Genomic DNA, 19,424 nt, shown 5'->3' with positions numbered 1-19,424 from the left:
GTGCTCCCGGAATGCGTTAACCAATCTTAACCCGTCTAGCGCAGACGTGGTTAGCAAATGGTTAACGCGCTCCAGAGCGTGTTGAAGTTAGACCGGTTCGGGCCACTCCGTCACAGGCAGGTCCATCGCGTAGGGTACCGGATCGTAGCTGATCTCAAGCCCCTCTTTGCGCCATTTTTTGAACGCCGGATCGGAGAGATGCGCGCGCACATAGGCCTTGAGGCGGTCGGACACAGGCAGGTCATAGCCCGCGATCCGTGCCGCGACCGGCGCGTAGAACGCGTCGGCCGCAGAATAGACGCCGAAGAGCCAAGGGCCGTCATCAGCGAAATTTTCGAAGGCATGCGACAGAACCGTTTCGAGACGCGCCAGATCGGATTTGACCGTATCCGTAACTTCAAATCCCTGATATTGATGCAAAAGCTGCATCGGGCAGGCCCCACGCAGGGCCGTGAACCCGGCGTGCATTTCGGCCACGAGCCAGCGCGCGTAGATGCGCGCCTCGGCGTCTTTGGGCCAAAGACCGGCCTCCGGGTGACGTTCGGCCAGCGTCTCGGCCAGCGCGATGCTTTCGCCGATCACCCAGCCTTCGGGCGTACGGGCGGTGGGCACAAAGCGGGCTGGCGCCAAGGGGGCGAGGTCCTCTTTCATGGTACCGGAATAGAGCCCGACCATGATTTCGTTGACCGGGATGCCGAATTTTTCGAATAAAAGCCATCCGCGTAGCGACCAGCTTGAAAAGCTTTTATCGCCGATGAAAAGATCGTAAGACATGAGCAACCTCCAACTGTTTGCGACAGTCTATGAGGAAACCACCCATCATGAAAATTCATATTTGATTGATATTATATCAATATTTGTGATTTATGAGGTTGCACGACCATGGCCCGGAGAGGCCTTCGGGACAGTCAATCACGGTGCAGGACAGTGGATCAATCCGGTACCCGAGGGCTTCAAAAGCCGTGCAAGATAGCGCCTTTTGCAAAAGCGCCATGATCACGCCCATATGTGCCACGATAACGGTTTCGCCGGAAAGCGCGGCGACGCCTTCATGGACGCGTGCGGAAAACCGGTTCCAGTTTTCGCCGCCGGGTGGGGCGCTTTCTCCCGGTGTTTCAAAGACTTCGCGAGCCAGAGTGCCATCGCTCGCTTCAATTTCGGACCAACTCAGCATCTCCCAGTCGCCAAAATGGGTTTCCCGAAAGCGTGCGTCGTGAGGTAGGCGGGGTCGGTGCCCCTGCACGGCGCTGGCGGTCTCGACGGCGCGCGTGAGGTCCGAGGAAATCACCGGCACATCGGGCAGCGCCGCTTGCAGTCGGGCAATCCCCGCGTGGTCCGACAGGTCTGCGGGCAGGTCTGTCCAGCCGACGAAGGTCTTCGCATGAGTCGGGCCATGCCGGATCAACCAAAGGCGGCTCATGCGAGACCCTCCGGCAGTTGGCCTTTGAGCGCGAAGGGCAACCCGGCCATGACGCCGATCACGGTGCCGGCCTCGGCCGCTAACCGTTGATTGAGCTCACCTTGTGCGATGCGAAACCGACGCGCGAGGGCATTTTCCGGCACGATGCCAAGCCCGACTTCGTTCGAGACGATCACGATCTCTGCAGGGCAGTCGCGGATCGCGGCAAGAAGTCTTTCGGTCTCTGCCATTAGATCACTTTCTGCAAACATATGATTGCTCAGCCACATGGTCGCGCAATCGAACAGGAGAATCTGACCGGCTTTGAGGTCAGAAATCACGCGATCCGCGGCCAATGGCTCCTCTATTGTGCACCAATCCTCGCCTCTGCTTGTGCGATGTTGCGCAGCTTTTGTGCGCATTTCCTGATCGTGACATTCTGCACTGGCCAGATAGATTCTATCTAATTTACTGATAAAGCACAATTTTTCTGAAATTTTGGACTTCCCGGAAGAGGCGCCGCCGAGCACGACTGTCATATTTGTGCACATGATCGTGAAACCTATTCTTGGTCCAATGCGTTAGGCTTTTCGTAACAGGAGTAGCCACAGCTCGCAAATGACCGTCACGATGACCGGATAAGGTTTCTCAGAAGGTTGAACGTGAGATCAAGCCAGAGCGCAAACTCTCAGGAGGTTAAACATGGCACTCGATATGACTGCATCCGACAACGCCCTGCCGCGCCGGGCGATGAAGGCGGAAATGCTCGACGTTGAGACGGAACAGGCCTTGGCCCGCGCTTGGCGCGATCATCGTGACGAGGCGGCGTTACATCGGCTTGTGACGGCTTACATGCGTCTGGCGATTTCCATGGCCGCAAAGTTCAAACGCTACGGCGCGCCGATGAGCGACCTCATCCAGGAGGCCGGGCTTGGCCTGATGAAAGCGGCGGAAAAATTCGACCCGGATCGCGGCGTGCGGTTTTCGACTTACGCCGTGTGGTGGATCAAGGCATCGATCCAAGATTACGTCATGCGCAATTGGTCGCTGGTGCGAACCGGGTCGACCTCTGCGCAAAAATCGCTGTTCTTTAATATGCGCCGGGTTCAGGCGCGTCTCGAACGCGAGGCCTCGGCGCAGGGTGAAGTGCTCGATCACGATCAGCTGTTGCAGATGATCGCGATGGATTTGAACGTGCCGCTGCGCGATGTGGAAATCATGGATGGACGGCTGTCTGGCTCTGATTTTTCGCTCAATGCTCAGCAATCGGGCGAGGAAGAGGGCCGCGAATGGATCGACACGCTTGCCGATGAGGGTGAAACCACGGCGGAAATGGTTGGCGAAGCGCATGATCAGGCGCAGCTCAAAAGCTGGCTTGGCGAAGCGATGGACAATCTGAGCGAACGTGAGCGATTTATCCTCAAAGCGCGCAAACTGTCCGAGGAACCGCGCACGCTGGAGAGTCTTGGCGAGGAACTGTCTTTGTCGAAAGAGCGCGTGCGTCAACTCGAAGCGGGCGCGCTTCAGAAAATGCGAGTCAGCCTTGAGACCAACCATCAGGACGTGCAACATTTCTTTTCATGAGATTTCCTTTCGCCGTCGCGCTCACTTTGAGCGCGGGCCCTGTTTTTTCAGACCAGATCACGCCTGAGGCTCTGTCGATTTTGCCTCGGGCGGATGTCGTTTTGTTGGGCGAAGTCCATGACAATCCGTTGCACCACGCACATCAGGCGGCGGCGCTTTCGGAGATTTCGCCGACGGCTGTCGTGTTCGAAATGCTGACGCCTGAACAGGCGGCGCGCGTGACGCGGGAGCTTCGGGGGGATGAGGCTGCATTGGCCGAAGCCTTGGAGTGGGACACCTCCGGCTGGCCTGATTTCTCCATGTATCATCCGATTTTTGCTGCATCAGATGCGCCCATCTTTGGCGCTGCTTTGCCTCGCGAAGAGGTCCGGCGGGCTTTCTTTGACGGGGCCGCCGCTGTGTTTGGTACGGAGGCTGAGCGCTATGGTCTCACCGATCCTCTGCCCGAAAAAATGCAAGCCGACCGCCAGCAGATGCAATTCGAGGCTCATTGCGAGGCCATGCCGCTTGAGATGATGTCGGGCATGGTGGAGGCGCAGAGGCTGCGCGATGCTGCGTTTTCGCGGGCTGTGATTGAGGCGTACCAGACGACGGGCGGGCCGGTTGCGGTGATCACCGGCAACGGCCATGCGCGCATGGATTGGGGAATGCCTGCGGTGCTGGCCGAGGCTGCGCCCGATCTTGAAACGCTCTCCATAGGTCAGTTAGAGGCCGCTCCCGAAGAAGCTCCGCCCTATAATCTTTGGCTGGTGACCGCCCCCGTCGAACGCGACGATCCTTGTGCAGCACTCGTGCAATAGGGCCCCCGCATCTGACATTTGTCTCTGAGCATTGTCTCGAGAGCGGCCTTGGCTTAAACCGATCCATGTGGATGCACGGTGGAGGCGCTGGCCGTGGCAGGAGATCGAAAATGCTGAACGAAAAGACCATTTTGCTGATCATTGGCGGCGGGATCGCTGCGTTCAAATCGCTCGACCTGATCCGGCGCCTGCGTGAACAAGGCGCGCGCGTTGTTCCGGTGCTGACCAAAGCGGCCGAGGAATTTGTGACGCCTCTGTCTGTGTCCGGGCTGGCCGCCGAAAAAGTCTATCGTGACCTTTTCGATCTCACGGACGAAGCGGAGATGGGGCATATTGAACTGTCTCGCGCCGCCGATCTCGTGGTCGTCTCCCCCGCCACTGCCGATCTTTTGGGCAAGATGGCCGGAGGGCTGGCGAATGATCTGGCCTCGACGCTGTTGATGGCGACTGACACACCGGTTTTGGTCGCGCCTGCGATGAATGTGCGGATGTGGGAGCACCCCGCGTGTCAGCGCAATGTGGCGCAGTTGAAACAGGATGGCGTGCTTTTCGTCGGTCCCGAAGAGGGCACCATGGCCTGCGGTGAATTCGGTCCCGGGCGCCTGTCTGAAACCCCTGACATTATCGCTGCCATTCGCGCTGCGCTCACCGAAGGCCCGCTGAAGGGCAAGCATATCCTCGTGACCTCCGGCCCGACCCATGAGCCGATTGACCCGGTGCGCTACATCGCCAACCGCTCGTCGGGCGCGCAGGGCACCGCGATTGCCAAGGCGTTGCGCGATCTCGGCGCCGATGTGAGCTTTGTAACTGGCCCCGCAGACGTGGCCCCTCCGCGCGGGGTGCGGGTGATCCGGGTGGAAACGGCGCGCGAGATGAAAGAGGCGGTCGAAGCCGCTTTGCCCGCCGAGGCCGCCGTCTTCGCTGCCGCCGTGGCGGATTGGCGTGTGGCCTCCGAGAGTGGATCTAAAATCAAGAAAACACAGGGAAATCTGCCCGTTTTGGAGTTTTCCGAAAATCCGGACATTTTGGCGGGTGTGAGCCAGATGGCAGAAGGGCGCCCGCGTTTGGTCGTGGGCTTTGCCGCCGAGACCGATGACGTGATTGCGCATGCCACTGCGAAACGCAAACGCAAGGGCTGCGATTGGATTGTCGCCAATGACGTCTCGCCCGCCACCGGGATCATGGGCGGCGCCGAGAATGCCGTGACTCTGATCACGGAGCGTGGTGCCGATGAGTGGCCGCGGATGAGCAAAGATGAGGTGGCGCGTCAGCTGGCCTATCGCATCGCGGATCACCTGACGGCAAACTGAATATCTAATTCACGGAAAAGACATGAGCGTAGAGATCAAAATCCAATGGCTCGACGGAGCTGATACCGACATCAAACTGCCGTCTTACGAAACTGCGCACGCGGCGGGGGGCGATGTGCGCGCGAATTTTCCGCCGGAAATGCGCGAGCAAGGTGTCGTTCTGGAACCGGGCGCGCGGGCGTTGATCCCCACGGGCTTCGCGATGGAGATCGAGCCGGGCTATGAGGTGCAGGTCCGACCGCGCTCGGGTCTTGCGCTCAAGCACGGAATTTCTCTGGTCAATACGCCGGGCACAATTGACGCGGATTACCGTGGCCCGGTTGGCATCATTCTGATCAACCTTGGGCAGGAACCGTTTCACGTCCCCCATGGCGAGCGCATCGGTCAGATGATCGTCGCGCCTGTGGTGCAGGCTGCCTACCGTGTGGTCGATAGTCTCAGTGACACCGCGCGTGGCGCGGGCGGGTTTGGGTCGACCGGGCGCACATGACATTTTTCCTGATCATCGCCGCCGTGCTTTGGGGCATCGGCTGGTTGACCGGCGCGCCGACACGGGCGCGCTGGGCGATGATCGGGGTGCTGTATCTCGCTGTTTCGATAGTACTTTTGATGCTGCCCGAAGGGCATGCTTTGCGTGTGGGCCTTGGTGGCTCCTTGGGAGAATGGCTCTTGATCGGTTTCGGGGCGGTGATCATCATCGCCTACCGCGCGGGCCTTGCCGCGCTGCGCAACAAGGCGCAGCCGGAGCCTCATACAGCAGAGCAGCAAAGCGAAGGCACCTTCCGCCCCGCCGAACTGGACCGCTACATGCGCCATATCCTGCTGCGGGAAATCGGCGGGCCGGGGCAGAAAAAGCTGAAAGAGGCAAAGGTTCTGGTAATCGGCGCAGGGGGGCTTGGCGCGCCGGTTCTGGAATATCTCGCGGCCTCGGGCGTCGGTGTCATCGGTGTGATTGATCCGGATGTGGTCGAGGCCTCGAACCTGCAACGGCAGGTGATTCACACGGATGCGCAATTGGGCGTACCGAAAGTGTTTTCCGCCGCAGAGGCCATGCGGGCGCAGAACCCGTTTATCGAAGTGCGGCCCTATCATCGGGCGTTTGACGAAGGCTCCATGGAGTTGGTGGCCGAGTACGATCTGGTGCTCGACGGGACTGATAATTTTGAAACGCGTTATCTGGTCAACCGCGCCTGTGTGATCCATCGTAAGCCGCTGATCGCAGCGGCGATCACCCAATGGGAAGGTCAAATTAGCACCTATAAACCCCATGAAAATGGCCCTTGTTATCAATGTGTGTTCCCTGAGAGCCCTGCTGACGGCATGGTGCCGAGTTGTGCCGAGGCCGGGGTCGCGGCCCCTTTGCCAGGCGTTTTGGGGACCATGATGGCGATGGAAGCGGTGAAAGAAATCACCGGTGCAGGGCAGGGGCTGATGGGCCGCTTGGTCATTCACGATGCGCTTTATGCCGAGACGCGGAACATTACCGTGAAAAAGCGGCCCGACTGCCCGATTTGCGGTGGCTGACCCTTTTCCTTGCCGCTTTCGAGGCTTAGCTTGAGCGCCAAAGGAGACATGCATGACCAACGCTTACCTGTCCGAGTGGAATACGCCCTTTCACCTGCCGCCTTTCGCCGATTTGACGGACGCGGATGTCAAACCTGCGGTCGATGCCGCGCTTGCAGAGGGGCGCGCGGCGATCAAGTCCATCGCGGAGAACCCCGAGGCGCCGACCTTTGCCAACACCATTGAGGCGCTGGAAAAGGCGGATGCCACGCTGTCGAAAGTGCTGGGTGCATTTTACGGCATGGCTGGGGCTGACACCAACGATGTGCGCGATGGGTTGATGCGTGATCTGTCGCCGCTTTTGTCTGCTTATAGTTCCGAAATCACAGCCAATGAGGCGCTGTTCAATCGGATCGAGACGCTATGGCAGGGGCGCGACGCCCTTGAACTGACCGAAGAACAACAGCGTGTGCTAATGCTGACTCGTCGCTCTTTTGTGCGCTCAGGTGCGAAACTCGAAGGCGCGGAGAAAGACCGTATGGCGGCGATCAAATCGCGGCTGGCCACGCTTGGCACCCAGTTCACCCAGAACCTTTTGGCCGATGAACGGGAGTGGTTCATGGAGCTGGCGGAAGAGGACCTTGAGGGCCTGCCACAATTCGTCATCGACGCCGCGCGCTCGGCGGGAGAGGAAAAGGGCTCCCAAGGCCCTGTTGTGACTCTTTCGCGCTCGCTTATTGTGCCGTTTCTACAATTTTCGCCGCGTCGAGACCTGCGCGAAAAGGCGTTCCGTGCCTGGGCCGCGCGCGGTGAGAATGGCAATGCCAATGACAACCGTGAGATTGCGAAAGAGATTTTGGAGCTGCGCGAAGAGCGCGCCAAATTGTTGGGCTATGAAAGCTTCGCGGCTTACAAGCTTGAGACCGAAATGGCCAAGACGCCGGAGCATGTGCGTGATCTGTTGATGCGGGTTTGGGGCCCGGCGAAAGAGGCCGCCGAACGAGATGCCGCGATCCTGTCCGAGATGATGGCCGAGGATGGGGTGAATGGCGATCTGGAGCCTTGGGACTGGCGCTATTATTCCTCGATCCGGCGCAAGGCGGAGCATGATCTCGATGAGGCGGAGCTTAAGCCGTATCTGCAACTTGAGCGGATGATCGAGGCGTCGTTCACCTGTGCCAATCGTCTCTTCGGGTTGGACTTCGAGCCGCTCGATATGCAGGTCTATCACGCCGATGCACGGGCATGGAATGTGACGCGGAACGGCGAACATATCGCAGTCTTTATCGGCGATTATTTCGCGCGTGGCTCGAAACGTTCGGGCGCTTGGTGCACTGCGATGCGTAGCCAACAAAAGCTCGACGCTGACATTCGTCCCATCGTCCTCAACGTGTGCAATTTTGCCAAACCGTCGAAAGGCGAGGCGGCTTTGCTGTCTTATGATGATGCGCGCACGCTCTTCCACGAGTTCGGTCATGCGCTGCATCAAATGCTCTCTGACGTGACATATGAGTCGATTTCCGGCACGTCCGTGGCGCGCGATTTCGTTGAACTGCCGAGCCAGCTTTATGAGCACTGGCTCGAAGTGCCTGAGGTGCTCGAAGAGTTTGCGACCCATGCGAAAACCGGCGAACCGATGCCGCGTGATATGCTGGAACGCCTCCTTGCAGCGCAGACCTATGATCAGGGCTTTGCCACGGTCGAATATGTTGCCTCCGCCCTGGTGGACCTCGATTTTCACGATGGTCCCGCACCGAAAGACCCGATGGCGGCACAGACCGAGACACTGGCGAAAATTGGCATGCCGAAAGCCATCACCATGCGCCACGCGACACCGCATTTCGCGCATGTGTTTTCCGGCGATGGCTACAGTTCCGGCTATTACAGCTATATGTGGTCCGAAGTGATGGATGCGGACGCTTTCGAGGCCTTCGAGGAAACCTCGCCCTTCGATCCGGCGATGGCAAAACGGCTTGAGGAGAACATCCTCTCGAAAGGCGGTTCTGAAGATGCCGAGGCGCTCTACACTGCGTTCCGGGGCCGGATGCCGGGTGTCGAGGCGCTGCTCAAAGGACGCGGCCTTCTGGCCGCCGAATGAGTCTTCTCTGAAGGCTTAAATACTCAATTGCGAGGCGGTCAATCCGCCTCGCCCGCCACATCCTTATGCACGATTACATCGGCATTGGGATAGGCGTCCAGAATCTGACGTTTGAGATCGGCAGAGATTGCATGCGCCTCTCGCAGGGTCTGGTCGCCGTCCACCTCGATATGGATGTTCACGAAAGGCTTTGAGCCCGCCATGCGGGTTTTCAGGTCGTGATAGGCGTAGATGCCGGGCATCTCTTTCGCCATGTTTTCAACCGCTTCGATCATTTCCGGCGGGGCTGCACGGTCCATCAGGGCGTCCCAGGCGGATTTGCCGATGTTGAGCGCGCCCACGACTAAAATCGCAGCGGCACCCAGCGCCACCACGCTATCGAGTTGGTGAAATCCAAACATCGAAGAGGCCAGAAGGGCAAAAATTGCGCCGATATTGGGGATCAGGTCACCCACATAATGCAGGCTGTCGGCAGAGACGACTTTGGAGCCGGTTTTGCGCGCGACGTGGCGTTGCCACAAGACAAGCGCGATGGTCAGCACGATGGACAAGATCATCACGGCGATGCCAGCGCCCTCCGCCATCATTTCTTTCGGCGCGGGCGACAAGAGACGGCGCACGGAGGTCACGCCGATGACGCCCGCCGAGACCAGAATGAACACCGATTGCGCAAGCGCCGCGAGGTCTTCGGCGGAAGTGTGGCCAAAGGTGTGATCGTTGTCCGGCGGGCGCGCGGCGTAGTAAATCGCGAGCAAGCCCCCAGCTGCAATTAGGAAATCCATCGCGCTGTCCGCCATGGAGGCGGCAATCGACAGCGACCCGGTGAGGCTTAGGGCCCAAAGCTTGGCCAGAACGAGAATGGTCGCGACCGTCACGGAGGCTATGCCGGCTGATAGGTTCAGGCGGAGGTCTGGCATGTCGTCATTCCCGTTTGAAGCACTTAGGGGGGTTATAGTCCATTCCCGCCCGAGGGTAAGGCCACGGGCGCAGATTTTAGGTCTTAATTCAGCATCAATTTGTCTTTGATCCGAGCCCAGGCGCGCGCCGCAAAATTGTCCTTCGCGGGCTCCAAACACTGACGTTCGAGGAACCAGTGGAAATAGCCCTCGTAATCAAAATCCGCCATGGTTTCCGGGCCAAACTCAATCGCGGCTTTGAGGTCGGGAACCGTGCGCGGGGTCAAAGTGGCGTGCCAGTAATCGGTTTTGCCGCAGGTGATCACCGGCTTTTTCTGCATCAAGGCCTCAAAGCCCGCCGAGGAGTTCTGTGTGATCACCACGCGCGCGGCTTCGATCAGGTCGTGGATCGAGGCATCGCTGAGTTTGACATTGGGATGGTTCTCGCAAATCTCGAGGATGCGCCTGCGGCCCTGTTTGCTTTGATGCGGATGCGGTTTGACATAGACCAGTGCTTCGCGGTCGTAATCTGCCGCCGTGGCAATCATCTGTTCGGTACTCAGGTAGCGCGCACTTGGGGCTGCTGTTTCCGCGGGCTGGCACAGAATTGTCGCGGTCGAGGGGCGCAATGGCGCATCCATCCGCGGCTCTTGGGTGTGTTTCGAGATGTTTTCCCGCAGCATATATCCCGTGACGCCGTTGAAGAAATACTCGGCCGCCTCGCGCGCGTCAGACTCTGGATAATAGCGGGAGAACCGCAGCGAGCTGTTGTGGCCAAAGCCCAGCTCATCGAAATACCAAAAGCCCCAGAGATAGGAGGGATAAGCGTGCAGGATCGTCGGGCCATAGAGTGCGGGGCCGCCGACGATGATATGGAAATGATCTTCGGCCAGCAACGCCCGCCCGCTGCGCGAGCCGCCTTCGACCAGATAGGTTGAAAAGCCTTTTTCTTTTAGCTTGGGCGCCAGTCGAGTGAAGAAGTCGTGTCGTCCCTGCGAGATGGCCTCATGCCAGCTGCCGTAACCATGAATCACACAGGATTTGAGACCGGCCGGGATGTTGCGCGCCGCCAGAGGAGATTTGATCTGATCCATACGCAGTTACTCTAGAATTTCGTCCGGACGCACGCCCCAGATCCCGGACTTCAGGACCCATCCTTTTTGCCCGCCGGCGGTGACTCTGCACCAGGACACATTGCATTCCTGAAGGCGCAGAATGACATTTTTCTCTGCCTGCGCATTAAGCCGCGAGCTTGGGTCCGCGCGGGAATAGAGATCGATATTCTCATCGGTGACGAGCGCTGTTCGGACCCCTGAAATCAATGAATAATGCAGCCAGCCGGTGGCACCCTCGAGATCGCGCACGCGACGCCAATGGCCGTATTCCGCGATGACCTCGAGCGGATAGCCCCGACGTACAAAGACCCAGTCGATGCGATGCGACAACGACGGCCCGCGCCGTACGTTGGCCTTGTCACTTTTGAGGGACACGAACCGCGGAAGCGGCAGGTTGGTGACAGATCCGCGTGTGGGACCGCTTTGGGCCCAGCCGAGCGTCGGCGTCGTCGCCAAAAGACTAAGCGCGAGAAGGCAAGCCAGGATCATGCGCGAAAGCGCGCCCTTGCCGGAATATCGCCCCGTTTTCATCGTTACTCTGCCTGATCTGCTCATCGCCTGCCCGAAACTGTTGGCAATCTGCCTGCGCTGTGTCAGGGGCATGATCCCCCCGGTCTTTTATACAGTTTTTCTACCCCGGTTCTTATCCTTACGCCTTGCCGGGATGCAATCGAGTTTGCCAGTATGGGGGTGAAAAAGAAAGAGGGAGGTTGCGGTCATGGCCAAGGGACGTCTGAAGGTTGTGGTGACACGGGCATTGCCGGAACAGGTCGAAACTCGGATGAAAGAGCTCTTTGATGTCGAGCTCAATCACACGGACGAAAAGTTGGACAAAGCGGCGCTGGTTAAGGCGATGCAGCGGGCCGATGTTCTGGTCCCCTGTGTGACGGATCGGATCGATGCGGGCATGTTGGGACAGGCGGGGGAGCGCCTGAAACTGATCGCCAACTATGGGGCGGGTGTCGATCATCTCGATGTCATCACGGCTCAGAACCGGGGCATTCTGGTATCGAACACGCCCGATGTGGTGACCGAGGACACAGCGGATATGGCGATGGCCCTCATGCTTGCCGTGACGCGCCGCATCCCCGAAGGTCAGGCGGCGATGCAATCCGGTGTCTGGGAAGGATGGGCTCCGACCGCCTTTTTGGGACAAAGGCTGACGGGCAAGCGGCTTGGCATTCTGGGCATGGGGCGGATCGGTCGGGCCTTGGCACTTCGCGCGCGGGCCTTTGGTTTGTCGGTGCATTACCACAATCGCACCCGGCTGCGACCAGAGACCGAAGCGGCTTTTGAGGCGACCTGGTGGGACAGTCTCGACCAGATGCTGTCTCGCGTTGACATCCTGTCGATCAACTGCCCGCACACGCCTGCGACTTATCACCAGATCAACGCGCGGCGCCTTAAGCTGATGAAACCGACCGCAGTGATCGTTAACACCTCGCGTGGCGAGGTGATCGACGAAAACGCCCTGACCCGTGGCTTGCGGGCGGGCGAAATCGGAGGCGCGGGTCTCGATGTGTTCGAGCACGGGCATCAGATTAACCCGCGTCTGCGCGAACTTCCCAATGTGGTGTTGCTGCCGCATATGGGCTCGGCCACGCTTGAGGGACGGATTGAGATGGGCGAAAAGGTGATGCTCAACATCCGCACCTTCTCCGACGGCCATCGCCCTCCGGATATGGTCGTGCCCGCCATGTTGTAATGTGCTGATGGGCGATCAGGGGCCTACGGTTCGTCACAGGACTGAACACCAAGCCGGATTAATTCCGCGCCGCTGATCTTGTAATAGCCGTTCACCTTGGTGTGGCCCTGTTCGAGATACCACTCCTTGATCGGGGCCGGATAGAACTGAGCAATGAAGATGCTCCATTCCTTGAACTGCTCTCTTGTGAGCTTGCCCGCAAAGCGTTGCGGGCCGTGAAAGCCAAAACGCGCGTCTCCGACGACGCAAGTGTTTTCCAGTCCGAGATACATCGTGCAAGAAGAGAGGCAGAACCCCTCGCGTATTTCGATTTTCGTCCCCTCTGCCTGCAACTGCTTGATCTGTTCGAACCGCTTTCTGACGCTGCCTCCGGGGTCATTGCGGACGATCAGTGTGTTTTCATCCGCCGCATGTGGAGGCGTGTTGGCCCACGCGGGGGGCGTGGTGACACTCATGAAAAATGCGGCTGTTGACACGCAGACATGAGCCACCTGTCTGGGGACGTGAATAGTCATTTCGCACCTCGAAAGGATTCAGTGAATTGATATTTCAGTGAATTATGCGGCGACCTCAGAGGTCATCCGCGCAGGTCTTTCAAAGGACTTTCTGGCCAAAAAGAGAGTTTGGCCTAAGAACCAGCTTACACGAAATTGGGAGATTTCGGTAGCTATGGTGGAGAATTCGTGGGTCTTTTCTGCGGTGCAGAAGGGGGCAGAGCGCATCATCGCAGCCCATCTTCGAGATTTTGCACGAAAATAAGTCAATCCGACCTCATGTGTCTGATTGTTGATTCTATAAGAACAGCCGGACACGCAAAGTTTGCGAGGCTTCTGACCTGACCGTCTCAAGATAGTCTCTGCGATTAGGTCGGAACTCTCGTCGGGGCGCAGACGTTTTATTCCCAGACAGAGAAAGGAGGCTCTCAAATGAATTGGGACCAAATCGAAGGCAAGTGGAAAGAAATGCAAGGCCGCGTTCGTGAGGAATGGGGCCAATTGACCGACGACGATCTTTCCGAGGCGCAAGGCAATCGCGAACAGCTTGAAGGCAAGCTTCAGCAGCGCTACGGCAAGACGAAGGAAGAGGCGCGCAAGGCTGTCGACGATTTCCTAGCGAAGGTGTAAGCCATGTCGCGTCTGGACGAATTCCGCGAAAACCCCGCTCATATGCTCTGGCAAGAGCTTGGCGATCTGCGCGCCGGGATGCTCGGCATCGCAAGCGCGCAGGACGCCATGCAGCCGATGAGCCATTTCCCGGATGCGGCCGCTGGCAAGCTCTGGTTCATCACCTCGGATGAGACCGATCTGGTGCGCCACGTTGGCACCGGCGATCAGGCGCAGTTCTGCGTCACCTCGCAGGACCAATCGTTTTTCGCCTGCCTGACAGGGGCGATCCGCCAAAGCACGGACAATGAGAAACTTGATGAGCTTTGGTCGCCCGCGGCGGCTGCTTGGTTCGAGGGTGGGCGTGACAACCCGCATGTCTGCCTGTTGGAGATGACGCTGTCGGAGGCTGCGCTTTGGGCGGCGACCGGAAATCCGCTTGCGGTGGGGTTCGAGATGCTCAAGGCCAATGTGGCCACGGACACGATACCGCAGGTGGGCGAACACGTCGTGATCGCATTCCCGCACGCGGCCTAACCGACAAGATTGAAAGCAAGCGCGCCATCCTCTGGCGCGCTTGTTTTATCTCAGTGATCGCGCTGATCGCGAATGAAGGTGCCGTTGTTCAATTCCTCGAACGCCTGTATCAACTCCTCACGCGTGTTCATCACAATCGGGCCGTGCCACGCCACCGGCTCTTTGATCGGCTGACCGGAAATCAACAGGAACCGCACGCCCTCTGGCCCGCTGTTTACCACGATCTCATTGCCCGTGTCGAAATTCACCAGCGTCCGGTTTCCTGACATGTCGCGGATGTTGACCTCTTCGCCATTCACCTCTTTTTCGACCCGCACGCCGTAGGGCTGCGAGGCATCGCGGAAACTCGCGCTTCCGGCGAAGATATAGGCGAAGGTGTTGGCATAGGTATCGACAGGCAAGGTCTTGCGCGTGTTCGGGGGCACAGACACATCAAGATAGAGCGGATCGGCGGCGATACCATCGACCGGCCCGCGCTTGCCCCAGAACGATCCCGTAACGATCTTCACCTTGGTGCCATCGTCGTCGATGATCTCGGGGATGTCGCTGCCTTGGATGTCCTGATAGCGCGGCGCGGTCATCTTGAGCGAAGAGGGCAGGTTCGCCCAAAGCTGAAATCCGTGCATCTGCCCAGTGGCATTCCCGCGCGGCATTTCCTGATGCATGATGCCGGAGCCGGCCGTCATCCATTGCACGGACCCTTTGCCCAAAACGCCCCGGTTGCCAAGGCTGTCGCCATGTTCAACCTCGCCGTCCAAGACATAGGTGATCGTTTCGATGCCGCGATGCGGATGCCAGGGGAAGCCCTTTTCGAACTTCTTGGGATCATCGTTGCGGAAATCGTCGAACAACAGAAACGGATCGAACTCGCGCGGCTTGTGAAAGCCGAAGGCGCGATAGAGATGCACGCCCGCACCTTCGAGCGTGTATTGACCTTCAGAGGTCGATTTAACGGGACGGAATGTCATGGTGAGACTCCTCTATGTTTGTCTCATCATGTGGGCATTTGGGTGTGTGCGTAAACGGCTTTGTGCGAACGGGTTTTGTGCGGAGGCGCGCAGAAAGGCGTCGAATGAGTATTTTACCTGCAATGAAGAGGTGCGCCCCGACCGCCAGTTCATAGCGCAGTGGCGTCTCCGGAAGGGTTTCGGCCCACGGGCCGGGGCGTCTTCATCGCAGACGGTCATCTGCTCTCCAGCCTGTACCGTCCCCTTTTGTCACATATGAACCTTAACGCGCGGCTAACGGGTCTTCATTGCGGCCCAAATACTCAAAGAAAAGCGCCCCGAAGGGCGCTCAATCTTATTTCTTTGAACCGTAGACGTTGTCCTGCGTCGGGAAAGCGCGGGATTTGACGTCTTCGGCATAGGAGGCGATGGCGTCCTCAATGGCCTCGCCGACCGCGCCAAATTTCTTGACGAATTTCGGCACCCAGTCGTTCAGGCCCAGCATGTCTTCCATCACCAAAATCTGTCCGTCACAGGTTTTCGAGGCGCCGATCCCGATGGTCGGCACGGTAATGGCTTGTGTGATTTTCTCCGCGAGCGGTTCGACCACGCCTTCGACCACCACAGCAAAGGCGCCAGCTTCCGCGACGGCCACTGCGTCGTCGATATGGAATTGCCACTCGTCTTCATCGCGGCCCTGGGTTTTGAAGCCGCCCATAATGTTGGTGGATTGCGGCGTCAGGCCGATGTGGGCCATCACCGGAATGCCGCGCTCGGTGAGGAATTTGATCGTCTCAGCCATGCGCGCACCACCCTCGAGTTTGACGGCCTGACACTGGGTTTCCTTCATGATTTTCGCAGCGTTGCGGAAGGCCTGCGACGGGCTTTCTTCGTAGGTGCCAAAGGGCATGTCGACGACGACCAGAGCGCGTTTTGTGCCACGCACCACCGCTTTGCCGTGCATGATCATCAGTTCGAGAGACACGCCCACGGTGCTCTCCATACCGTGCATCACCATGCCGAGGCTGTCGCCCACCAGCAGGAAATCACAGTATTTTTCGGCAATCGCAGCGGTGTGCGCGTGGTAGGCGGTCAGCGACACGATGGGATCGGCGCCTTTCCGTGCGCGCAGTTGCGGCACGGTCACACGGCGGATGGTTTCGGTTTGAGATGACATGGCGTTTCCTCCTCACGCAGGGTCGTCGACCCTTTGTTTACATCGGGTGCGCGACCCTTTGGTCGATCAGTAGCACATCGCCAAAGCGGGCGGCCAGAAGGATCACCACGGGACGGGTGATCGCGCCCGGCACTTCGGCAAGTGTCTCGGCATCGCGTACATCGACGCTTTCCAGTTTGGCGCGCGGTTCGCGGGCGATGAAGTCGCGGATTTCTTGTTCCAGATCGGGCCCGGAGCGCCCATCGGAGACCTCGTAATCGGCAAAAGCCAGTGCTTTGTTCAGTATCAGTGCGGCTTGTCGATCTTCGGGCGTCAGGCGCACGTTGCGCGACGACATCGCCAGCCCGTCCACCTCGCGCACGGTCGGCACGCCGGTGATCTCGATCGGCATATCCAGATCGCGGACCATGGTCTTGATGACCTGAAGCTGCTGGTAATCTTTCTCGCCGAAAAACGCCTTATCTGCGCCGGTGGTGTTGAACAATTTCGTCACCACGGTGCAGACGCCTTTGAAATGGCCGGGACGCAGCGCGCCCATCAGCACTTTATCCAGATCTTCGGTCAGTACGGTGGTCTGTTTCAGCGGATGATACATTTCCTCGACGGATGGGCAGAAGACCGCATCGACGCCTTCGGCCTCAAGCATCGAAAAATCGCGAGGCTCATCGCGCGGGTAGGCGTCAAGATCGGCGGCCTCGCCGAATTGCGTAGGATTGACGAAGATTGAGGCGATGACACGGTCAGCGTTGGCCTTTGCCTCGCGCACCAGCGTCATGTGGCCCTCGTGAAGATAGCCCATGGTGGGCACCAAAGCGACGGTTTCACCCGCTGTCTGAAAGCCCCTGACGGCCTCGCGGATGTCCTGTTTCGTGCGACAGATCTTCAATGTCAGCCCTCCCGAAGCCTGCATTCGGGCGGAGACTACAAATTGCAGGACGGGGCGGCAAGCCGATCAGCGGAGGCCCGTAGCAAGAGATCTGCGGCTTTAACCTTTTACCACGGAATATTCGCCTGATTTCCGCATTCTTGACACGATTTGTTGAGAATTTGGCGACGGTAAATGTTAAATCGGGGGATTAATTCCTATGGGCACCTTTGGAAAAACGCTCAGCATTATTGGGGCTGTGGTGGGGATGGTGATCTCCGTTCTGGTCTATGCAGAAATTTCGAAAACTCAAAAAGGGGTTCAGACCGCCTTGGTGGACAGTTTTCAAGGCCCTTCTTTCTTCAACGGTTCCTCGAATGATGATCTGCCGAAGCTCACCACAGAACGGGTAGCAGCGCCGAAAAACGGTTCCGAAGCGCGCAGCTTCGAGATCGAAATTATCGACGATGTGGCGGATCTTGAAGACGGCGCGGGTGAGGCCGCTGTCGCCGAAGTTCAGGGGCTGCCCGAGGACGCCACACTGAGCGAAAAGGCGATGTATTATTTTGAACGTGTGAGCGCATGGCTCTTTGGTGAACGCGAAGAGAAGGTTCACATGGAGTGCAAAGTGAAGCGTGATGGGGGCAAGGTCTGCTCCGTCGTGCGCAAATAACGACGTAATCAATCTGCGAAAAGGATGCTCATCCCGATGCGATTGAAAAGGCGGCCCCGTTTGAGGCTGCCTTTTTCTTTTGCCTTAGGCGCCCTCTTTCAAAGCGGCCATCTCGTCCCAGCATTCCAACGCTTTGGCCGCATACATCAACACCGGTCCGCCGCCCATCTGGATGTTCATGGCCAGCATCTCGAGCAATTCCTCCCGCGTGCCGCCGTGTTTCATCAGGGCTTCGACGTGAAAGCCCACGCAGGGGTCGCAGCGCACGGAAATGGCCATGGCCAGCGCCAGCAATTCCTTGGTTTTATGATCCAGCACATCGCCCGCAAGTGCAGCCTTTGACATGGCTCCGAAGCCCTCCGGAATGTTCGGGTTGGCTTTGTTCAGGGCGCGCAAGGCTGTGCGCATGCTTTCGTTCTTTTCGACCCAAGACATGGGGTTCTCCTTGTTCGCTGTTCTTCATCAGGCCGTGCTTCGCATATGCAGCATGGCGCGGCTTTGATCCGGGTCAAAACATATTCCGATGTAAAAATATCTTTAGGAGCCAAATGCATATGAAAAAGGCCCGCACAGTTGGCGGGCCTTTCAGGATTGCGATATTTGGCCGCGCTTATTGCGGGATCTCGCCGGTCAGACCTTCGACGTAGAAGTTCATGCCAGCCAGCGTGCCGTCATCTGCGGTCTCGCCCTCGGCCAGCCAGACAGAGCCGTCCTGCTTGTTGATCGGGCCGGTGAACGGCTGATAGGAGCCGTCGGCGATCGAGTTCATGACTTCAAGTGCGGCGGCTTTCACGTCTTCCGGAACTGCGTCGGAAATCTCACCGATGCCGACCATGCCCGCGCCGATGCCGTCCCAGGTGTTGTCGCTTTCCCAGGTGCCGTCGATGACGGCCTGAGTGCGTGCGATGTAATAGGGGGCCCAGTTGTCGATGATCGAGGAGACGCGCGGCAGCGGGGCGTATTCACCCATGTCGGAGGCCTGACCAAAGGTGATCACATTGCCAGCCTTCTGGGCTGCGGCCTGCGGTGCGGTGGAATCGGTGTGCTGAAGGATCACATCGGCGCCTTGGTCGATCAGGGCCTGTGCAGCGTCCGCTTCTTTCGCCGGATCAAACCATGTGTAGGCCCAGACCACGGAGAATTCGACGTCCGGGTTCACTTTTTTGGCGTGCAGGTAAGCGGAGTTGATGCCGCGGATCACTTCGGGGATCGGGAAGGAGCCGATGTAGCCGATTTTGTTCGACTTGGTCATCATGCCTGCGATGGTGCCTTGAACGGCGCGGCCTTCGTAGAAGCGCGCAGAATAGACGCCCACGTTGTCGGCGGTTTTATAGCCAGTGGCATGCTCGAATTTCACGTCCGGAAATTTGGAGGCGACATTGATAGTCGGGTCCATGTAGCCGAAGGAGGTGGTGAAAATCAGGTCCGCGCCGGACAGCGCCATCTGGGTGATCGCACGTTCGGCATCGGCGCCTTCGGGCACGTTTTCCTGGTAGATGGTCTCGACCGCATCGCCGAAATGCTCTTCGACGGCCAGACGGCCCTGGTTGTGCTCATAGGTCCAACCACCGTCGCCGACGGGACCGACATAGATAAAGCCGACCTTGGTCTTGTCCTGCGCGAAGCTCGGCGCAGCCAAGCCCAGCGTAAGGGCGGAAGCTGCGGCGGCAGCGGTCAGCAACGTTCTACGTTTCATGGAAATCATCTCCCCT

The 19,424-nt window shown here is 58.6% G+C and carries 22 protein-coding genes; 10 read left to right on the top strand and 12 right to left on the bottom strand.

Annotated features, from left to right (window positions below; genetic code table 11):
- Positions 1-87: 87 nt before the first annotated feature.
- The 3 genes from J5Y17_RS14585 to cobU all read right to left on the bottom strand — a co-directional run bounded on the left by J5Y17_RS14585 (position 88) and on the right by cobU (position 1,938).
- Positions 88-774: a glutathione S-transferase gene (locus tag J5Y17_RS14585; protein ID WP_219786000.1), complete on the bottom strand. Its 687-nt coding sequence runs from the start codon at positions 772-774 to the stop codon at positions 88-90.
- 76 nt (positions 775-850) lie between these two features.
- Positions 851-1,420 carry a histidine phosphatase family protein gene (locus J5Y17_RS14580; RefSeq protein WP_219785999.1) on the bottom strand — a complete coding sequence of 190 codons (570 nt, stop codon included), beginning with the start codon at positions 1,418-1,420 and terminating at the stop codon, positions 851-853.
- Complete coding sequence (cobU, locus tag J5Y17_RS14575; protein WP_255572108.1) at positions 1,417-1,938, bottom strand: bifunctional adenosylcobinamide kinase/adenosylcobinamide-phosphate guanylyltransferase; 522 nt, start codon at positions 1,936-1,938, stop codon at positions 1,417-1,419. The genes J5Y17_RS14580 and cobU overlap by 4 nt, the downstream gene beginning before the upstream one ends.
- A gap of 163 nt (positions 1,939-2,101) precedes the next feature.
- Here cobU and J5Y17_RS14570 point away from each other — a divergent pair, with 163 nt between their 5' ends.
- From J5Y17_RS14570 to J5Y17_RS14545, 6 genes are all read left to right on the top strand, one after another.
- Entirely contained in the window at positions 2,102-2,983 is an 882-nt protein-coding gene (locus J5Y17_RS14570; protein ID WP_219785995.1) for an RNA polymerase factor sigma-32, read from the top strand.
- A complete protein-coding gene (locus tag J5Y17_RS14565) occupies positions 2,980-3,783 on the top strand; it encodes a ChaN family lipoprotein (RefSeq protein WP_219785994.1) in 804 nt (267 codons plus the stop codon). The genes J5Y17_RS14570 and J5Y17_RS14565 overlap by 4 nt, the downstream gene beginning before the upstream one ends.
- 110 nt (positions 3,784-3,893) lie before the next feature.
- Positions 3,894-5,093 (top strand): bifunctional phosphopantothenoylcysteine decarboxylase/phosphopantothenate--cysteine ligase CoaBC, encoded by a 1,200-nt coding sequence (coaBC, locus tag J5Y17_RS14560; protein ID WP_219785992.1) that lies wholly within the window; start codon positions 3,894-3,896, stop codon positions 5,091-5,093.
- Between the two features lie 22 nt (positions 5,094-5,115).
- Complete coding sequence (gene dut, locus J5Y17_RS14555) at positions 5,116-5,583, top strand: dUTP diphosphatase (RefSeq protein WP_219785990.1); 468 nt, start codon at positions 5,116-5,118, stop codon at positions 5,581-5,583.
- Complete coding sequence (moeB, locus tag J5Y17_RS14550; RefSeq protein WP_219785989.1) at positions 5,580-6,617, top strand: HesA/MoeB/ThiF family protein; 1,038 nt, start codon at positions 5,580-5,582, stop codon at positions 6,615-6,617. Before dut ends, moeB begins: the two co-directional genes overlap by 4 nt.
- A gap of 52 nt (positions 6,618-6,669) precedes the next feature.
- A complete protein-coding gene (locus J5Y17_RS14545) occupies positions 6,670-8,694 on the top strand; it encodes a M3 family metallopeptidase (RefSeq protein ID WP_219785988.1) in 2,025 nt (674 codons plus the stop codon).
- A gap of 38 nt (positions 8,695-8,732) precedes the next feature.
- Here J5Y17_RS14545 and J5Y17_RS14540 read toward each other — a convergent pair whose 3' ends face one another.
- The 3 genes from J5Y17_RS14540 to J5Y17_RS14530 form a co-directional block, all read right to left on the bottom strand.
- Entirely contained in the window at positions 8,733-9,611 is an 879-nt protein-coding gene (locus J5Y17_RS14540; RefSeq protein ID WP_219785986.1) for a cation diffusion facilitator family transporter, read from the bottom strand.
- A gap of 83 nt (positions 9,612-9,694) precedes the next feature.
- Complete coding sequence (locus J5Y17_RS14535; protein WP_219785985.1) at positions 9,695-10,684, bottom strand: hypothetical protein; 990 nt, start codon at positions 10,682-10,684, stop codon at positions 9,695-9,697.
- 6 nt (positions 10,685-10,690) lie between these two features.
- Positions 10,691-11,236, bottom strand: coding sequence for an SH3 domain-containing protein (locus J5Y17_RS14530; RefSeq protein ID WP_255572107.1), 546 nt, complete (start codon positions 11,234-11,236; stop codon positions 10,691-10,693).
- 187 nt (positions 11,237-11,423) lie between these two features.
- Between J5Y17_RS14530 and J5Y17_RS14525 the strand changes: the two genes are divergently transcribed.
- Positions 11,424-12,410, top strand: a complete 987-nt coding sequence (locus tag J5Y17_RS14525; protein WP_219785984.1) for a D-glycerate dehydrogenase — start codon at positions 11,424-11,426, stop codon at positions 12,408-12,410.
- A 23-nt stretch (positions 12,411-12,433) separates the two neighbouring features.
- Here J5Y17_RS14525 and J5Y17_RS14520 read toward each other — a convergent pair whose 3' ends face one another.
- Positions 12,434-12,865, bottom strand: a complete 432-nt coding sequence (locus J5Y17_RS14520) for a hypothetical protein (protein ID WP_219785982.1) — start codon at positions 12,863-12,865, stop codon at positions 12,434-12,436.
- 471 nt (positions 12,866-13,336) lie between these two features.
- Here J5Y17_RS14520 and J5Y17_RS14515 point away from each other — a divergent pair, with 471 nt between their 5' ends.
- Together J5Y17_RS14515 and J5Y17_RS14510 are read left to right on the top strand one after the other, a co-directional pair.
- Positions 13,337-13,534: a CsbD family protein gene (locus J5Y17_RS14515; protein WP_219785980.1), complete on the top strand. Its 198-nt coding sequence runs from the start codon at positions 13,337-13,339 to the stop codon at positions 13,532-13,534.
- A 3-nt stretch (positions 13,535-13,537) separates the two neighbouring features.
- On the top strand, positions 13,538-14,050 hold the full coding sequence (locus tag J5Y17_RS14510) for a pyridoxamine 5'-phosphate oxidase family protein (RefSeq protein WP_219785979.1): 513 nt from the start codon (positions 13,538-13,540) through the stop codon (positions 14,048-14,050).
- Between the two features lie 50 nt (positions 14,051-14,100).
- Here J5Y17_RS14510 and J5Y17_RS14505 read toward each other — a convergent pair whose 3' ends face one another.
- The 3 genes from J5Y17_RS14505 to panC form a co-directional block, all read right to left on the bottom strand.
- Positions 14,101-15,018, bottom strand: a complete 918-nt coding sequence (locus J5Y17_RS14505; protein ID WP_219785977.1) for a pirin family protein — start codon at positions 15,016-15,018, stop codon at positions 14,101-14,103.
- 334 nt (positions 15,019-15,352) lie between these two features.
- Positions 15,353-16,174: a 3-methyl-2-oxobutanoate hydroxymethyltransferase gene (gene panB / locus J5Y17_RS14500; protein ID WP_219785975.1), complete on the bottom strand. Its 822-nt coding sequence runs from the start codon at positions 16,172-16,174 to the stop codon at positions 15,353-15,355.
- A 37-nt stretch (positions 16,175-16,211) separates the two neighbouring features.
- The gene (gene panC, locus J5Y17_RS14495; RefSeq protein ID WP_219785974.1) at positions 16,212-17,060 is read right to left on the bottom strand and encodes a pantoate--beta-alanine ligase; all 849 of its coding nucleotides are present in this window, start codon (positions 17,058-17,060) and stop codon (positions 16,212-16,214) included.
- 199 nt (positions 17,061-17,259) lie between these two features.
- Here panC and J5Y17_RS14490 point away from each other — a divergent pair, with 199 nt between their 5' ends.
- Positions 17,260-17,712 (top strand): hypothetical protein, encoded by a 453-nt coding sequence (locus J5Y17_RS14490; protein WP_219785972.1) that lies wholly within the window; start codon positions 17,260-17,262, stop codon positions 17,710-17,712.
- Between the two features lie 84 nt (positions 17,713-17,796).
- On the opposite strand, the gene J5Y17_RS14485 is transcribed toward J5Y17_RS14490, so the two are convergent.
- Both J5Y17_RS14485 and J5Y17_RS14480 read right to left on the bottom strand, forming a co-directional pair.
- Entirely contained in the window at positions 17,797-18,147 is a 351-nt protein-coding gene (locus tag J5Y17_RS14485; RefSeq protein ID WP_219785971.1) for a carboxymuconolactone decarboxylase family protein, read from the bottom strand.
- A gap of 175 nt (positions 18,148-18,322) precedes the next feature.
- The gene (locus J5Y17_RS14480) at positions 18,323-19,408 is read right to left on the bottom strand and encodes a BMP family ABC transporter substrate-binding protein (protein ID WP_219785970.1); all 1,086 of its coding nucleotides are present in this window, start codon (positions 19,406-19,408) and stop codon (positions 18,323-18,325) included.
- Positions 19,409-19,424 lie beyond the last annotated feature (16 nt).

This window comes from Celeribacter sp. PS-C1, from assembly GCF_019429625.1.
Taxonomy (GTDB): Bacteria; Pseudomonadota; Alphaproteobacteria; order Rhodobacterales; family Rhodobacteraceae; genus Celeribacter.
This window is presented reverse-complemented; position numbering and strand designations above follow the sequence as displayed.

Excerpts from the sequence above, each read along its gene's own strand:
- J5Y17_RS14520 (WP_219785982.1), bottom strand. The coding sequence starts at position 12,865 with ATGAGTGTCACCACGCCCCCCGCGTGGGCCAACACGCCTCCACATGCG.
- panB (WP_219785975.1), bottom strand. The coding sequence starts at position 16,174 with ATGTCATCTCAAACCGAAACCATCCGCCGTGTGACCGTGCCGCAACTG.
- J5Y17_RS14485 (WP_219785971.1), bottom strand. The coding sequence starts at position 18,147 with ATGTCTTGGGTCGAAAAGAACGAAAGCATGCGCACAGCCTTGCGCGCC.
- J5Y17_RS14585 (WP_219786000.1), bottom strand. The coding sequence starts at position 774 with ATGTCTTACGATCTTTTCATCGGCGATAAAAGCTTTTCAAGCTGGTCG.
- J5Y17_RS14510 (WP_219785979.1), top strand. The coding sequence starts at position 13,538 with ATGTCGCGTCTGGACGAATTCCGCGAAAACCCCGCTCATATGCTCTGG.
- J5Y17_RS14570 (WP_219785995.1), top strand. The coding sequence starts at position 2,102 with ATGGCACTCGATATGACTGCATCCGACAACGCCCTGCCGCGCCGGGCG.
- J5Y17_RS14525 (WP_219785984.1), top strand. The coding sequence starts at position 11,424 with ATGGCCAAGGGACGTCTGAAGGTTGTGGTGACACGGGCATTGCCGGAA.
- J5Y17_RS14580 (WP_219785999.1), bottom strand. The coding sequence starts at position 1,420 with ATGAGCCGCCTTTGGTTGATCCGGCATGGCCCGACTCATGCGAAGACC.
- J5Y17_RS14515 (WP_219785980.1), top strand. The coding sequence starts at position 13,337 with ATGAATTGGGACCAAATCGAAGGCAAGTGGAAAGAAATGCAAGGCCGC.
- J5Y17_RS14505 (WP_219785977.1), bottom strand. The coding sequence starts at position 15,018 with ATGACATTCCGTCCCGTTAAATCGACCTCTGAAGGTCAATACACGCTC.
- dut (WP_219785990.1), top strand. The coding sequence starts at position 5,116 with ATGAGCGTAGAGATCAAAATCCAATGGCTCGACGGAGCTGATACCGAC.
- cobU (WP_255572108.1), bottom strand. The coding sequence starts at position 1,938 with ATGACAGTCGTGCTCGGCGGCGCCTCTTCCGGGAAGTCCAAAATTTCA.
- J5Y17_RS14530 (WP_255572107.1), bottom strand. The coding sequence starts at position 11,236 with ATGAAAACGGGGCGATATTCCGGCAAGGGCGCGCTTTCGCGCATGATC.
- J5Y17_RS14540 (WP_219785986.1), bottom strand. The coding sequence starts at position 9,611 with ATGCCAGACCTCCGCCTGAACCTATCAGCCGGCATAGCCTCCGTGACG.
- J5Y17_RS14565 (WP_219785994.1), top strand. The coding sequence starts at position 2,980 with ATGAGATTTCCTTTCGCCGTCGCGCTCACTTTGAGCGCGGGCCCTGTT.
- J5Y17_RS14490 (WP_219785972.1), top strand. The coding sequence starts at position 17,260 with ATGGGCACCTTTGGAAAAACGCTCAGCATTATTGGGGCTGTGGTGGGG.
- J5Y17_RS14545 (WP_219785988.1), top strand. The coding sequence starts at position 6,670 with ATGACCAACGCTTACCTGTCCGAGTGGAATACGCCCTTTCACCTGCCG.
- J5Y17_RS14480 (WP_219785970.1), bottom strand. The coding sequence starts at position 19,408 with ATGAAACGTAGAACGTTGCTGACCGCTGCCGCCGCAGCTTCCGCCCTT.
- coaBC (WP_219785992.1), top strand. The coding sequence starts at position 3,894 with ATGCTGAACGAAAAGACCATTTTGCTGATCATTGGCGGCGGGATCGCT.
- J5Y17_RS14535 (WP_219785985.1), bottom strand. The coding sequence starts at position 10,684 with ATGGATCAGATCAAATCTCCTCTGGCGGCGCGCAACATCCCGGCCGGT.
- moeB (WP_219785989.1), top strand. The coding sequence starts at position 5,580 with ATGACATTTTTCCTGATCATCGCCGCCGTGCTTTGGGGCATCGGCTGG.